Source organism: Buttiauxella cochleicola (assembly GCF_021282435.1).
GTDB classification, from domain to species: Bacteria; Pseudomonadota; Gammaproteobacteria; order Enterobacterales; family Enterobacteriaceae; genus Buttiauxella; species Buttiauxella massiliensis.
In genome coordinates this window covers 113,165-127,458 of record NZ_JAJSOT010000008.1, presented here as the reverse complement: position 1 = coordinate 127,458, position 14,294 = coordinate 113,165, and the positions used below count along the sequence as shown (strand labels likewise).

At 50.5% G+C, this 14,294-nt stretch carries 12 protein-coding genes; 11 read left to right on the top strand and 1 reads right to left on the bottom strand.

The features are described from left to right. The first annotated feature begins 2 nt into the window (after positions 1–2). The 9 genes from murD to lpxC all read left to right on the top strand — a co-directional run bounded on the left by murD (position 3) and on the right by lpxC (position 10,413). On the top strand, positions 3–1,319 hold the full coding sequence (murD, locus tag LVQ77_RS17870; protein WP_232905144.1) for a UDP-N-acetylmuramoyl-L-alanine--D-glutamate ligase: 1,317 nt from the start codon (positions 3–5) through the stop codon (positions 1,317–1,319). Next, positions 1,319–2,563: a cell division protein FtsW gene (gene ftsW, locus LVQ77_RS17865; RefSeq protein ID WP_154151501.1), complete on the top strand. Its 1,245-nt coding sequence runs from the start codon at positions 1,319–1,321 to the stop codon at positions 2,561–2,563. The genes murD and ftsW overlap by 1 nt, the downstream gene beginning before the upstream one ends. After that, the gene (gene murG / locus LVQ77_RS17860; protein WP_232866379.1) at positions 2,560–3,627 is read left to right on the top strand and encodes an undecaprenyldiphospho-muramoylpentapeptide beta-N-acetylglucosaminyltransferase; all 1,068 of its coding nucleotides are present in this window, start codon (positions 2,560–2,562) and stop codon (positions 3,625–3,627) included. The genes ftsW and murG overlap by 4 nt, the downstream gene beginning before the upstream one ends. A 67-nt stretch (positions 3,628–3,694) precedes the next feature. Then, on the top strand, positions 3,695–5,170 hold the full coding sequence (murC, locus tag LVQ77_RS17855) for a UDP-N-acetylmuramate--L-alanine ligase (protein WP_232866381.1): 1,476 nt from the start codon (positions 3,695–3,697) through the stop codon (positions 5,168–5,170). Then, positions 5,163–6,083 carry a D-alanine--D-alanine ligase gene (locus tag LVQ77_RS17850; RefSeq protein WP_232866382.1) on the top strand — a complete coding sequence of 307 codons (921 nt, stop codon included), beginning with the start codon at positions 5,163–5,165 and terminating at the stop codon, positions 6,081–6,083. Before murC ends, LVQ77_RS17850 begins: the two co-directional genes overlap by 8 nt. A 1-nt stretch (position 6,084) precedes the next feature. Further along, positions 6,085–6,921, top strand: coding sequence for a cell division protein FtsQ (gene ftsQ, locus LVQ77_RS17845; protein ID WP_151994952.1), 837 nt, complete (start codon positions 6,085–6,087; stop codon positions 6,919–6,921). Positions 6,922–6,923: 2 nt separating this feature from the next. After that, complete coding sequence (ftsA, locus tag LVQ77_RS17840) at positions 6,924–8,180, top strand: cell division protein FtsA (RefSeq protein ID WP_034460940.1); 1,257 nt, start codon at positions 6,924–6,926, stop codon at positions 8,178–8,180. 63 nt (positions 8,181–8,243) lie between these two features. Further along, entirely contained in the window at positions 8,244–9,395 is a 1,152-nt protein-coding gene (gene ftsZ / locus LVQ77_RS17835) for a cell division protein FtsZ (RefSeq protein ID WP_064539921.1), read from the top strand. A gap of 100 nt (positions 9,396–9,495) precedes the next feature. Beyond that, positions 9,496–10,413, top strand: a complete 918-nt coding sequence (lpxC, locus tag LVQ77_RS17830; protein WP_034460936.1) for a UDP-3-O-acyl-N-acetylglucosamine deacetylase — start codon at positions 9,496–9,498, stop codon at positions 10,411–10,413. An 8-nt stretch (positions 10,414–10,421) separates the two neighbouring features. Here lpxC and LVQ77_RS17825 read toward each other — a convergent pair whose 3' ends face one another. After that, on the bottom strand, positions 10,422–10,940 hold the full coding sequence (locus LVQ77_RS17825; RefSeq protein ID WP_232905143.1) for a DUF721 domain-containing protein: 519 nt from the start codon (positions 10,938–10,940) through the stop codon (positions 10,422–10,424). Between the two features lie 22 nt (positions 10,941–10,962). Between LVQ77_RS17825 and secM the strand changes: the two genes are divergently transcribed. Together secM and secA are read left to right on the top strand one after the other, a co-directional pair. Continuing rightward, positions 10,963–11,469 (top strand): secA translation cis-regulator SecM, encoded by a 507-nt coding sequence (secM, locus tag LVQ77_RS17820; protein WP_232905142.1) that lies wholly within the window; start codon positions 10,963–10,965, stop codon positions 11,467–11,469. Between the two features lie 68 nt (positions 11,470–11,537). After that, on the top strand, positions 11,538–14,243 hold the full coding sequence (gene secA / locus LVQ77_RS17815; protein WP_232866386.1) for a preprotein translocase subunit SecA: 2,706 nt from the start codon (positions 11,538–11,540) through the stop codon (positions 14,241–14,243). Positions 14,244–14,294 lie beyond the last annotated feature (51 nt).

Here is a 14,294-nt window from a genome sequence, read left to right as displayed (position 1 = left end):
CTATGACTGATTACCAGGGTAAAAATGTCGTCATTATCGGATTGGGCCTCACGGGCCTGTCTTGCGTGGACTTTTTCCTTGCGCGTGGTGTTACGCCACGTGTGATGGACACCCGCATTTCACCGCCGGGTCTGGATAAACTGCCTGAATCGGTGGAGCGACATACTGGCTCACTCAACGAAGACTGGTTGTTAGCGGCTGACTTGATTGTTGCCAGTCCTGGTATCGCGATTGCCCATCCTGCTTTGAGCCGTGCGGCTGATGCGGGCGTAGAGATTGTGGGTGATATCGAACTCTTTTGCCGTGAAGCACAAGCGCCGATTGTGGCGATTACTGGCTCGAATGGTAAAAGCACCGTCACCACTTTAGTCGGTGAAATGGCTAAAGCGGCTGGTGTGAATGTGGGTGTCGGCGGAAATATCGGCCTACCCGCGTTAATGCTGCTGGAGCCAAATCGTGAGCTTTACGTGCTTGAGTTATCAAGCTTTCAGTTGGAAACCACCTTTAGCCTGAAAGCTGCTGCAGCGACGATTCTTAACGTCACTGAAGACCATATGGACAGGTATCCGTTTGGTTTGCAGCAGTATCGTGCAGCCAAATTACGTGTTTATGAAAACGCCGCTGTTTGTGTAGTCAACGCCGATGATGCGTTGACGATGCCTGTGCGTGGTGCAGATGAACGCTGCATCAGCTTTGGCGTCGACGTAGGTGACTATCATCTCAACCACCAGCAAGGCGATACCTGGCTGCGGGTGAAAGGCGAGAAAATACTGAACACTAAAGAAATGAAAGTGGTTGGTCGTCATAACTACACCAACGCGCTTGCTGCGCTGGCGCTGGCCGATGCGGTGAAACTTCCGCGTTCCAGTAGCCTGAAAGCACTTACAACATTTACCGGCCTTGCTCATCGCTTCCAGCTTGCCTGGGAACGTAACGGCGTGCGCTGGATTAACGATTCGAAGGCAACCAATGTTGGCAGTACTGAAGCGGCGCTAAATGGCTTGAAAGTTGAGGGTACGCTACATCTGTTGTTAGGTGGCGACGGCAAATCTGCTGATTTCTCTTCACTTGCTCAATACCTGCAGGGCTCTGCAATTCGTCTTTACTGTTTTGGCCGCGATGGTGCTGAGCTTGCTGCATTGCGTCCGGATGTTGCTGAGCAAACTGAAACGATGGAAGAGGCGATGAAATTAATCGCTTCTCGTATCAAGGCAGGTGATATGGTTCTGCTTTCCCCTGCTTGTGCAAGCCTCGATCAGTTCAAAAACTTTGAGCAACGTGGTGACCAATTCACCTTACTTGCGAAGGAGCTTGGCTGATGCGCTTATCTCTCCCTCGCCTGCGTATGCCTCGCGTGCCTGGATTTGCCATCCTGGCCTGGTTGGGGTCGGCGCTTAAAGGCTGGGTGATGGGCACCAAGGAAGCAGATTCCAATAACATCGTGATGTATGACCGCACGTTGTTATGGCTGACCTTCGGGTTAGCAGCTGTCGGTTTCATTATGGTGACATCTGCATCTATGCCAGTAGGGCAGCGCCTGGCCAATGATCCCTTCCTGTTTGCGAAACGCGACGGGTTGTACATCATTTTGGCGTTTGCTCTGGCAATGGTGACGCTGCGCCTGCCGATGGATTTCTGGCAGCGTCACAGTACCGCAATGCTGTTGCTCTCTATCGCTATGCTTTTGATTGTACTGGTTGTCGGTAGCTCGGTTAACGGTGCATCACGTTGGATTGCTTTCGGCCCGTTGCGTATTCAGCCAGCTGAATTCACTAAACTGTCGTTGTTCTGTTATCTCGCCAACTATCTGGTTCGTAAGGTTGATGAGGTGCGTAATAACCTGCGCGGCTTCCTCAAGCCGATGGGCGTTATTCTGGTATTAGCCGTGCTACTGCTGGCGCAGCCTGACCTTGGTACGGTGGTTGTGCTGTTTGTTACCACGCTTGCGATGCTGTTCCTTGCGGGAGCCAAACTCTGGCAGTTCCTGGCCATTATCGGTATGGGTATCTCAGCCGTTATTCTGCTGATCCTGGCTGAACCGTATCGTATCCGCCGCGTAACGTCATTCTGGAACCCATGGGATGACCCGTTTGGTAGTGGTTACCAGCTAACACAGTCTCTGATGGCATTTGGACGCGGCGAATTGTGGGGGCAGGGTTTAGGTAACTCAGTTCAAAAACTCGAGTATTTACCAGAAGCACATACCGACTTCATCTTCTCGATTATCGCTGAAGAGCTGGGATATATCGGTGTGGTACTGGCTTTATTGATGGTATTCTTCGTGGCTTTTCGTGCGATGTCCATCGGCAAACGTGCATTAGAAATGGACCAGCGTTTTGCGGGCTTCTTAGGTTGCTCAATTGGAGTCTGGTTTAGTTTCCAGGCACTGGTAAACGTGGGTGCAGCAGCGGGTATGCTGCCAACGAAAGGCCTGACATTACCACTGATCAGTTACGGTGGTTCGAGTCTATTAATTATGTCTACAGCAATCATGATGTTGCTGCGTATCGATCATGAAACACGTCTGGCCAAAGCGCAGGCGTTTACGAAGGGTGTGCGATGAGTAATCAAACCCGGCGGTTAATGGTGATGGCAGGCGGGACCGGCGGGCATGTGTTCCCGGGTCTTGCAGTTGCTCATCACTTGATGGCTCAGGGCTGGCAAGTACGCTGGCTCGGAACCCCCGATCGTATGGAAGCTGACTTAGTTCCGAAGCATGGAATTGAGATCGATTTTATTCGTATTTCTGGCTTGCGTGGCAAAGGCCTGAAAGCAATGTTGCTGGCGCCGGTTCGTATTTTCAATGCCTGGCGCCAAGCGCGGGCCATCATGAAGGCCTATCGTCCGGATGTGGTTCTGGGCATGGGCGGTTATGTGTCTGGTCCAGGTGGTCTGGCGGCATGGTCTCTGGGTATTCCGGTGGTGTTGCATGAGCAAAACGGTATTGCCGGGTTGACCAACAAATGGCTGTCCAGGATCGCTAAAAAAGTGATGCAGGCATTTCCGGGCGCATTCCCAAATGCTGACGTAGTGGGCAACCCGGTACGTACGGATGTGCTGGCTTTACCATTGCCACAAGAACGTTTTTCCGGGCGCGAAGGCCCTGTGCGGGTATTAGTTGTTGGTGGTTCTCAGGGCGCACGTGTGCTGAACCAGACCATCCCGCAGGTTGCAGGTCGCCTGGGCGATGCCATCACCATTTGGCACCAGAGTGGCAAAGGTGGCGAAGAGTTTGTTAAGCAAGGTTATGCCGACGCAGGACAGCCTCAGCATAAAGTAACCGAATTTATTGATGATATGGCCGCCGCTTACGCGTGGGCCGATGTCGTGGTCTGTCGCTCCGGTGCATTAACCGTTAGTGAAGTCGCGGCCGCAGGGTTACCTGCACTGTTTGTTCCCTTCCAGCACAAAGACCGGCAGCAATACTGGAATGCGCTGCCGTTGGAAAAAGCTGGAGCGGCAAAAATACTGGAGCAACCGCAGTTTACCGTGGATGCCGTTACCCAAACTCTCGCCGGGTGGGACAGAGCAACGTTATTGGCAATGGCCGAGCGTGCGCGTGCTGTATCCATTCCTGATGCCACAGAGCGGGTAGCAAAAGAAGTGAGCGCCGCAGCACTGGCGTAATCATTGTGGGTGGCTATGTTGCCCATGAATATTTGAAGTAATGGCGTTTGACGCTGCAGGTTAGAGAATGAATACACAACAACTGGCGAAACTGCGTTCTATCGTGCCCGAGATGCGTCGCGTCCGGCACATTCACTTTGTTGGCATCGGCGGCGCTGGTATGGGCGGTATTGCCGAAGTTTTAGCTAACGAAGGTTACCAGATTAGTGGGTCTGATCTGGCTCCGAACCCGGTCACTCAGCAGTTGTCGGCGCTGGGCGCCACGATTTATTTCAACCATCGCCCGGAAAACGTGCTTGATGCGAGCGTTGTGGTGGTTTCCACAGCTATCTCTATGGATAACCCGGAAATTGTTGCAGCTCATGAAGCACGTATTCCCGTTATTCGTCGTGCCGAAATGCTGGCCGAGCTGATGCGTTTCCGCCATGGCATCGCGATTGCCGGTACGCACGGTAAAACGACCACTACGGCGATGATTTCTAGTATTTATGCAGAAGCAGGCCTCGATCCTACTTTTGTGAATGGCGGCCTGGTTAAAGCGGCAGGAACACATGCGCGTTTAGGTCACAGCCGTTACCTGATTGCAGAAGCAGATGAGAGTGATGCGTCATTCCTACACCTGCAACCAATGGTTTCTGTGGTCACGAATATCGAAGCTGACCACATGGACACTTACCAGGGTGACTTCGAGAACTTAAAGCAGACGTTTATTAACTTCCTGCACAACTTACCGTTCTACGGCTTAGCTGTAATGTGTGTCGATGATCCGGTGATCCGCGAGTTGTTGCCGCGCGTAGGTCGCAAAATCACTACATACGGTTTTAGCGAAGATGCGGATGTGCGCATTGAAAGTTATCTGCAGAAAGGGGCTCAGGGCCACTTCACTATTTCGCGTCAGGATAAACCTGCGTTGCACGTTACCCTGAATGCACCTGGCCGCCACAATGCATTAAATGCGGCTGCTGCGGTGTCTGTTGCCACAGAAGAAGGTATTGATGATGCCGATATTCTGCGTGCCCTGGAAAGCTTCCAGGGGACAGGCCGCCGCTTTGATTTCCTCGGTGAGTATCCACTCGCGCAAGTGAATGGCAAAGAAGGTACTGCAATGCTGGTGGATGACTACGGTCACCATCCGACAGAGGTCGATGCAACCATTAAGGCGGCGCGCGCGGGCTGGCCGGATAAAAACCTGGTCATGATTTTCCAGCCACACCGTTTCACTCGTACCCGTGATTTGTACGATGACTTTGCTAACGTATTGTCGCAAGTGGATTCATTGCTGATGCTGGACGTTTATTCTGCTGGCGAAGCTGCAATTCCCGGTGCTGATAGTCGTTCACTTTGCCGCACCATTCGTGGCCGCGGAAAAGTGGACCCGATTCTGGTGCCTGATGCCAGTCAGATCGCTGACGTTTTAGCACCCGTTTTGTCGGGAAATGACTTGATCCTGGTGCAAGGTGCGGGAAATGTTGGAAAAGTTGCCAGAAACCTGGCTGAATTCAAATTGCAGCCCCACACTAAGGAAGGAGACCAACATGGCTGATAAAATCGCTGTCCTGCTGGGCGGTACTTCCGCTGAACGTGAGGTGTCATTGCAATCAGGAGCTGCAGTGCTTGCAGGTCTTCGAGAAGCAGGAATTGATGCACACGAAGTCGATCCTAAAAACACGCCAGTGACCGAGCTAAAAGCGCTGGGTTTTGACAAAGTTTTTATTGCCTTACATGGTCGTGGCGGGGAAGACGGAACGCTGCAAGGATTGCTGGAATTCTTAAAGTTGCCGTACACCGGTAGCAGCGTGATGGCTTCTGCTGTCACTATGGATAAATTGCGTACCAAATTGCTGTGGAAAGGTGCAGATTTACCGGTTGCTCCGTGGGTTGCGTTAACTCGTCGTGATGTTGAAGCGGGCATTAGTGCAACTACAGTTGAACGCATCGCAAGCTTAGGGCTGCCTGTCATCGTTAAGCCAAGCCGTGAAGGCTCAAGCGTTGGTATGTCTAAGGTTGATAACGTTGCAGCACTGCCTGCAGCGCTTGAATTAGCCTTCGAACATGACGAAGAAGTGCTCATTGAGAAATGGTTAAGTGGCCCTGAGTACACGGTTGCGATTCTTGGCGAAGAAATATTACCGTCAATTCGTATCCAACCCGCTGGAATTTTCTATGATTATGAGGCGAAGTATCTCTCTGATGAGACACAATATTTCTGCCCGAGCGGTTTAATTGAGCAGCGCGAACAAGAATTGCAGGCTTTAGTGCTGCAAGCCTGGCAAGTTTTGGGCTGCAGTGGCTGGGGGCGCGTAGACGTCATGCTAGATAGCGACGGTCAGTTTTATCTGCTTGAGGTTAACACCTCTCCGGGTATGACCAGCCATAGTCTTGTGCCAATGGCAGCACGTCAGGCAGGTATGACGTTCTCTCAACTGGTAGTGCGTATTCTGGAGTTGGCAGACTGATATGTCGCAAGCAGCTCTGAATACGCGTAATCGCCAGGAAGAAGAAGAAACCAGTTCTCGTCGCAGTAATGGTGGGCGACTGGCCGGGATAATTTTCCTGAGCGCAGTACTGTTTACGGTATTTATCGGCGGCTGGATTGTGGTCGGCTGGATGGAAGATGCTCAGCGCCTGCCGCTATCGAAGTTGGTGGTTACTGGTGAACGGCATTACACCCGTAACGATGATATTCGTCAGTCAATTCTGGCACTTGGGCCCCCTGGCACCTTTATGACCCAGGATGTGAATATCATCCAGCAGCAAATTGAACGCTTGCCATGGATTAAGCAGGCGAGTGTAAGAAAGCAGTGGCCCGACGAATTGAAGATTCATCTGGTTGAATATGTGCCCATCGCGCGCTGGAATGATCAGCATATGATTGATGCGCAAGGAAATTCGTTTAGTGTTCCTGCAGAACGTTCTGCAAAGCAGACTTTACCTATGTTATCCGGGCCAGAAGGCAGTGAAGGTGAAGTGTTGGAAGGCTTCCGCGACATGGGCGCAGTGCTGGCAAAGGATAAATTTACGTTGAAAGAAGCGGCGATGACCGCTCGTCGTTCCTGGCAATTGACGTTGAATAATGGCATTAAGCTCAACTTGGGCCGGGGCGATACGATGAAACGCTTGAGTCGCTTTGTGGAACTTTACCCTGTTCTGCAGCAGCAAGAGCAAGCCGACAACAAAAGGATTAGTTATGTCGACTTGCGTTATGACTCAGGCGCGGCAGTAGGCTGGCAGCCTGCTCCCGTAACAGAACAACCTAATCCTAATCAGCAACAGAATCAGGCACAGGCAGAATAACAATGATCAAGGCGACGGACAGAAAACTGGTAGTAGGACTGGAGATCGGTACCGCAAAGGTTGCCGCTTTAGTAGGGGAAGTTCTGCCTGACGGTATGGTCAATATTATTGGCGTGGGCAGTTGCCCATCGCGTGGTATGGACAAAGGTGGCGTAAACGATCTTGAGTCAGTCGTTAAATGCGTTCAACGTGCGATAGACCAAGCCGAGTTGATGGCTGATTGCCAGATATCTTCGGTCTACCTTGCGCTGTCAGGTAAGCATATTAGCTGTCAAAACGAGATTGGTATGGTGCCAATCTCTGAAGAAGAAGTGACGCAGGAAGACGTTGAGAACGTTGTTCACACCGCAAAGTCGGTGCGTGTACGTGACGAACATCGTGTTTTGCATGTAATCCCGCAAGAATACGCGATTGACTACCAGGAAGGCATCAAAAATCCTGTAGGTTTATCGGGTGTACGTATGCAGGCTAAAGTGCACTTGATTACTTGCCACAACGATATGGCTAAAAACATCGTCAAAGCTGTTGAACGATGTGGCCTCAAAGTTGACCAACTAATTTTTGCAGGTCTTGCAGCGAGCTATGCAGTATTGACCGAAGATGAACGTGAATTAGGGGTCTGCGTAGTCGATGTCGGTGGTGGTACTATGGACATCGCGGTTTACACTGGCGGCGCATTACGCCACACCAAAGTTATCCCTTATGCCGGGAATGTGGTGACCAGTGATATCGCATATGCTTTCGGCACTCCACCGAGTGATGCTGAAGCCATTAAAGTGCGCCATGGCTGCGCGCTGGGTTCGATAGTAGGTAAAGACGAAAACGTTGAAGTGCCAAGCGTAGGTGGACGTCCACCGCGTAGCCTACAACGCCAGACGCTCGCAGAAGTTATCGAGCCTCGTTATACCGAATTATTGAACCTGGTAAACGAAGAGATTTTGCAGTTACAAGAACAACTTCGCCAGCAAGGTGTGAAGCACCATCTGGCGGCGGGGATTGTTTTGACAGGTGGTGCCGCGCAAATCGAAGGGCTGGCTGCCTGTGCACAACGGGTGTTCCATACGCAAGTACGTATCGGGCAACCGCTAAATATTACAGGTCTGACTGATTATGCCCAGGAGTCTTATTACTCCACAGCAGTCGGCTTGCTGCACTACGGGAAAGAAACACATCTCAGTGGTGAAGCAGAAGTGGAAAAACGAACCTCTGTCGGCTCATGGATTAAACGAATCAACAGCTGGCTGAGAAAAGAGTTTTAATTTTTATAAGAGACCAGACAAAATTAGCGGTCTCAGGCGACAGGCACAAAACGGAGAGAAACTATGTTTGAACCTATGGAACTGACCAACGACGCGGTGATTAAAGTCATCGGCGTCGGTGGTGGCGGCGGTAATGCCGTTGAACACATGGTGCGTGAACGCATCGAAGGTGTTGAATTCTTTGCAGTGAATACTGATGCTCAAGCGTTACGTAAAACTGCTGTAGGCCAGACTATCCAGATTGGTAATGGTATTACCAAAGGTCTGGGAGCTGGAGCGAATCCTGAAGTGGGTCGTACCGCTGCGGAAGAAGACCGTGACGCGTTACGTGCGGCCCTTGAAGGCGCAGACATGGTATTTATCGCTGCAGGTATGGGCGGTGGTACAGGTACAGGTGCTGCACCTGTAGTTGCAGAGGTTGCTAAAGATCTGGGCATTCTGACCGTTGCTGTTGTGACTAAGCCATTCAATTTCGAAGGCAAGAAGCGCATGGCATTCGCGGAGCAGGGTATTGCTGAGCTCTCTAAGCACGTCGACTCCTTGATCACCATCCCTAACGACAAATTGTTGAAAGTGCTGGGCCGTGGTATTTCTTTGCTTGACGCTTTTGGCGCAGCAAACGATGTGCTCAAAGGCGCAGTGCAGGGTATCGCAGAACTGATTACTCGTCCGGGCCTGATGAACGTCGACTTTGCTGACGTGCGCACCGTAATGTCCGAAATGGGTTATGCCATGATGGGCTCTGGTGTTGCAAGTGGCGAAGACCGTGCTGAAGAAGCGGCAGAAATGGCGATTTCCAGCCCACTGTTGGAAGACATCGATCTGTCCGGCGCTCGTGGCGTTCTGGTCAACATCACCGCTGGCTTCGACCTGCGTCTGGATGAGTTCGAAACTGTGGGTAACACCATTCGTGCGTTCGCATCTGATAACGCGACTGTGGTTATCGGTACTTCTCTGGACCCAGAGATGAACGACGAACTGCGTGTAACTGTTGTTGCAACCGGTATTGGCATGGACAAACGTCCAGAAATTACCCTGGTTACTAACAAGCAGACTCAGCAGCCAGTTATGGATCGCTACCAACAACACGGTATGGCTCCGCTTCAGCAAGAGCAGAAACCTGTTGCCAAGGTAGTTAATGACAATACGCCACAAACGACGAAAGAGCCTGATTATCTGGATATTCCAGCGTTTTTGCGCAAGCAAGCTGATTAAGAATAAACCGGAATTTGGGGAACTGCGCTCTTTGTGCTAAACTGGCCCACCGATTGTGATATACACTTCGGTTGGATAGTTAATTTGGCGAGATTATACGATGATCAAACAAAGGACTCTTAAACGTATCGTTCAGGCGACTGGTGTCGGTTTACATACCGGCAAGAAAGTCATGCTGACGTTACGCCCTGCGCCGGCAAATACCGGGGTCATCTATCGTCGCACTGACTTGAATCCTCCGGTAGATTTTCCGGCAGATGCCAAATCTGTGCGTGATACCATGCTCTGTACTTGCCTGGTGAACGAGCACGATGTGCGGATTTCTACCGTTGAGCATTTGAATGCCGCCCTTGCGGGATTAGGTATTGATAACATCATTATTGAAGTCAATGCCCCTGAAATCCCAATCATGGACGGTAGTGCAGCGCCATTCGTCTACCTGCTGCTTGATGCCGGGATTGACGAATTAAACTGTGCGAAGAAATTTGTACGCGTTAAAGAAACAGTGCGCGTTGAAGACGGCGACAAATGGGCTGAATTCAAGCCGTATAATGGTTTCTCGTTGGATTTTACCATCGACTTTAACCATCCGGCGATTGATGCCAGCACCCAACGCTACAGCATGAACTTCTCTGCTGACGCGTTTATGCGCCAGATTAGTCGTGCTCGTACCTTCGGTTTCATGCGTGATATCGAATATCTGCAGTCCCGTGGTTTGTGCCTGGGCGGTAGCTTCGATTGTGCCATCGTTGTTGACGATTATCGCGTACTGAACGAAGACGGCTTGCGTTTTGAAGATGAATTCGTTCGTCACAAAATGCTCGATGCAATTGGTGACTTGTTCATGTGCGGCCACAACATTATCGGCGCGTTTACCGCCTATAAATCTGGTCATGCGCTGAATAACAAATTGCTTCAAGCGGTTCTGGCGAAGCAGGAAGCCTGGGAATGGGCAACCTTCGAAGACGATGCTGAGCTCCCGCTAGCGTTCAAAGCACCAAAAATGGTTCTGGCATAACACCAGAATTATTTATTGCGACTGGTTTCATTGGTACTCTCTCCGGCCAATGATGCCAGTCGTTCTATTATTACCTTCAGTTTCTCAGGGCTACGTTCAGCCACCATTCTTAATGCCTCTGCACTTTGCTGACTCAGAACTCTGTTAACCCCTTCAGTTTTCCCCTTCACTGTTTGAATGCTGTTTTCTTGTACTGATTCTTGCCCAATTGCAGCCAGTGATGGATTAATCCTGATGTCGATTGATGTCAATGATGGTAATATTTGTGCACGTAATGCACTCAGTAGCGTGGCTTGTTCATAGCGTAAACGCATCAACCAGCTAGCATTTGCAGTTTCAAGTACGAGAATGCCTTGTCGGAAATTTGCTACCCGGCACCAGGGATGTAGTTGAGCGGGTAATACCCCTTTCACAGCCCTGTTGAGCCTAAGTAGTGCAGTTGCGCGTTGTTGCACGTTTTGCAACACGCTTTCGGCTCCAGCATCATCGAACAAATGATCTAAAGATTGTGGGCGACTATCACGCATACATAATGCTCCGGCGGATAAAGTGATTGGTATTCTAAATTGTTGGCGACAGTTTGGCAGACGTTATTTCTGGCCGCATCTCTTATTAGGGATGGTCGCGGCGAGTTTTGGTATGCCTGCGCTCAGCCAAAATACCGAGCCAACAGCCCCTGCTGAAACATCCACCAGTAGCCACGATTACCTCAACAAGGTCAGCTTCAATAGTCTGGCATTATTGCAGGAAAGTACCCGCCGACCATCATTTAGTGTCGATTACTGGCATCAGCATGCAATTCGAACTGTAATTCGTCACCTTTCTTTTGCAATGGCACCGCAAACGCAGCCAGCAGCACAAGAGAGTTTGCCACTTCAGGCACATAAACTCGCTTTACTGGACACGCTCAGTGCGCTGCTCACTCAGGAAAGCAAACCCCCAGTTATTGTGCGCCACACTGCACTTTGGCAATCGCCAGCTGTCGAGACTTTTAGTCCTGCCATTTGGATAAGCCAGGTTCACGGTATCCGCGCCGGCCCACTCCGTCTCAGCTAAATTTCATTTCCTTTAATTATAACGTTATTTTTAGCTCTGCCCCGATGGCAGGCGTTTGAGAATTAATTATGCTAATCAAATTATTAACTAAAGTTTTCGGTAGCCGTAACGACCGCACCCTGCGTCGTATGCGTAAAGTTGTCACCCTGATTAACAGCATGGAACCGGAAATTGAAAAACTTTCCGATGATGAATTAAAAGCAAAAACGGGCGAATTCCGTGCGCGCCTTGAGAAAGGTGAAGTGCTGGAGAATCTGATCCCAGAAGCTTTTGCTGTTGTTCGCGAGGCGAGTAAACGTGTATTCGGCATGCGCCACTTCGACGTGCAGTTGCTCGGCGGTATGGTTCTGAACGAACGTTGTATCGCAGAGATGCGTACTGGTGAAGGTAAAACACTGACGGCTACTCTGCCTGCATACCTGAACGCCTTAAGTGGCCGTGGTGTTCACGTTGTTACCGTGAACGACTATCTGGCTCAACGTGATGCTGAAAACAACCGTCCGCTGTTCGAATACCTGGGCTTGAGCGTTGGCATCAACTTGCCAAACATGCCTGCACCAGCAAAGCGTGAAGCTTATGCAGCAGACATCACTTACGGCACCAACAACGAATACGGCTTTGACTACCTGCGCGACAATATGGCATTCAGCCCTGAAGAACGCGTTCAGCGCAAACTGCACTATGCATTGGTGGATGAGGTTGACTCAATTCTTATCGATGAAGCGCGTACGCCGCTTATCATCTCTGGTCCAGCTGAAGACAGCTCCGAGATGTACCGTAAAGTAAACAAAATCATCCCAAGCCTGATCCGTCAGGAAAAAGAAGATTCTGATACTTTCCAGGGCGAAGGCCACTTCTCGGTGGACGAAAAATCTCGTCAGGTAAACATTACTGAACGTGGTCTGGTACTGGTTGAAGAGTTGCTGGTTCAGGAAGGCATTATGGAAGAAGGCGAGTCTTTGTACTCCCCAACTAACATTATGCTGATGCACCACGTGACGGCTGCACTGCGTGCGCATGTGCTGTTCACCCGTGACGTTGACTACATCGTTAAAGATGGCGAAGTTATCATCGTTGATGAACACACCGGTCGTACCATGCAAGGTCGCCGCTGGTCTGATGGCCTGCACCAGGCTGTTGAAGCCAAAGAAGGCGTGGACATTCAGAACGAAAACCAGACGCTGGCATCAATCACCTTCCAGAACTACTTCCGTCTGTATGAAAAACTGGCGGGTATGACGGGTACTGCGGATACCGAAGCGTTCGAATTCAGCTCTATCTACAAGCTCGATACCATCGTTGTGCCAACTAACCGCCCAATGATTCGTAAAGACATGCCTGATTTGGTCTATATGACTGAAGCAGACAAGATTGTGGCAATCATTGAAGATATTAAAGAGCGTACTACCAACGGTCAGCCTGTGCTGGTCGGTACTATTTCAATCGAGAAATCCGAAGTGGTTTCTGCTGAATTGACCAAAGCTGGAATCAAACACAACGTTCTGAACGCCAAGTTCCACGCTAACGAAGCGGGTATTGTTGCTCAGGCCGGTTATCCAGCCGCCGTGACCATCGCAACCAACATGGCAGGCCGTGGTACGGATATCGTGTTGGGTGGTAGCTGGCAAGCAGAAGTTGCTGAGCTTGAAGACCCAACTCCTGAGCAAATCGCGCAGATTAAAGCTGAGTGGCAGATTCGTCATGATGCAGTTCTCGCATCGGGTGGTTTGCACATCATTGGTACTGAGCGTCACGAATCTCGCCGTATCGATAACCAGCTCCGTGGCCGTTCCGGTCGCCAGGGTGATGCGGGTTCGTCTCGTTTCTACCTGTCCATGGAAGATTCACTGATGCGTATTTTCGCATCGGATCGTGTTTCAGGCATGATGCGTAAACTCGGTATGAAACCGGGCGAAGCGATTGAACACCCATGGGTTACTAAGGCAATTGCTAACGCCCAGCGTAAAGTTGAAAGCCGTAACTTCGATATCCGTAAACAGCTTCTGGAATATGATGATGTGGCCAACGATCAGCGTCGCGCGATCTACAGCCAGCGTAACGAATTGCTGGATGTGAGCGACGTTAGTGAAACCATCAACAGCATCCGCGAAGACGTCTTTAAAGTGACTATCGACGCACACATTCCACCGCAATCACTGGAAGAAATGTGGGATGTTGAAGGTCTGGAAGAGCGCCTGAAAAACGACTTTGATCTCGAGCTGCCAATTAAAGAGTGGCTGGATAAAGAGCCGGAGCTGCATGAAGAAACACTGCGTGAGCGTATCTTGCAAAACGCTATTGAAGTGTATCAACGTAAAGAAGAAGTGGTTGGCATTGAAATGATGCGTCACTTCGAAAAAGGCGTCATGTTGCAGACTCTGGATTCACTGTGGAAAGAGCACCTTGCAGCGATGGATTACCTGCGCCAGGGTATCCACTTGCGTGGCTATGCGCAAAAAGATCCTAAGCAAGAATATAAGCGTGAATCCTTTGCGATGTTTGCTTCCATGCTTGAAGCGCTGAAATATGAAGTGATCAGCACGCTGAGCAAAGTGCAGGTTCGTATGCCAGAAGAAGTTGAGGCAATGGAACAGCAGCGCCGTGAAGAAGCTGAGCGCCTGGCACAGATGCAACAGCTGAGCCACCAGGATGACGACACACTGGCTGCAGAATCACTGGCAGCAGAAACCGGTGAGCGCAAAGTGGGTCGTAACGATCCGTGCCCATGCGGTTCTGGTAAGAAATTCAAACAGTGTCATGGCCGTTTAAGCTAAACACGTAATTGTCGATAAAGGCGCAGCTTGCTGCGCCTTTTTTCTATGGAG

Excerpts from the sequence above, each read along its gene's own strand:
- murD (WP_232905144.1), top strand. The coding sequence starts at position 3 with ATGACTGATTACCAGGGTAAAAATGTCGTCATTATCGGATTGGGCCTC.
- murG (WP_232866379.1), top strand. The coding sequence starts at position 2,560 with ATGAGTAATCAAACCCGGCGGTTAATGGTGATGGCAGGCGGGACCGGC.
- lpxC (WP_034460936.1), top strand. The coding sequence starts at position 9,496 with ATGATCAAACAAAGGACTCTTAAACGTATCGTTCAGGCGACTGGTGTC.
- ftsQ (WP_151994952.1), top strand. The coding sequence starts at position 6,085 with ATGTCGCAAGCAGCTCTGAATACGCGTAATCGCCAGGAAGAAGAAGAA.
- ftsZ (WP_064539921.1), top strand. The coding sequence starts at position 8,244 with ATGTTTGAACCTATGGAACTGACCAACGACGCGGTGATTAAAGTCATC.
- ftsW (WP_154151501.1), top strand. The coding sequence starts at position 1,319 with ATGCGCTTATCTCTCCCTCGCCTGCGTATGCCTCGCGTGCCTGGATTT.
- secA (WP_232866386.1), top strand. The coding sequence starts at position 11,538 with ATGCTAATCAAATTATTAACTAAAGTTTTCGGTAGCCGTAACGACCGC.
- LVQ77_RS17850 (WP_232866382.1), top strand. The coding sequence starts at position 5,163 with ATGGCTGATAAAATCGCTGTCCTGCTGGGCGGTACTTCCGCTGAACGT.
- ftsA (WP_034460940.1), top strand. The coding sequence starts at position 6,924 with ATGATCAAGGCGACGGACAGAAAACTGGTAGTAGGACTGGAGATCGGT.
- LVQ77_RS17825 (WP_232905143.1), bottom strand. The coding sequence starts at position 10,940 with ATGCGTGATAGTCGCCCACAATCTTTAGATCATTTGTTCGATGATGCT.
- murC (WP_232866381.1), top strand. The coding sequence starts at position 3,695 with ATGAATACACAACAACTGGCGAAACTGCGTTCTATCGTGCCCGAGATG.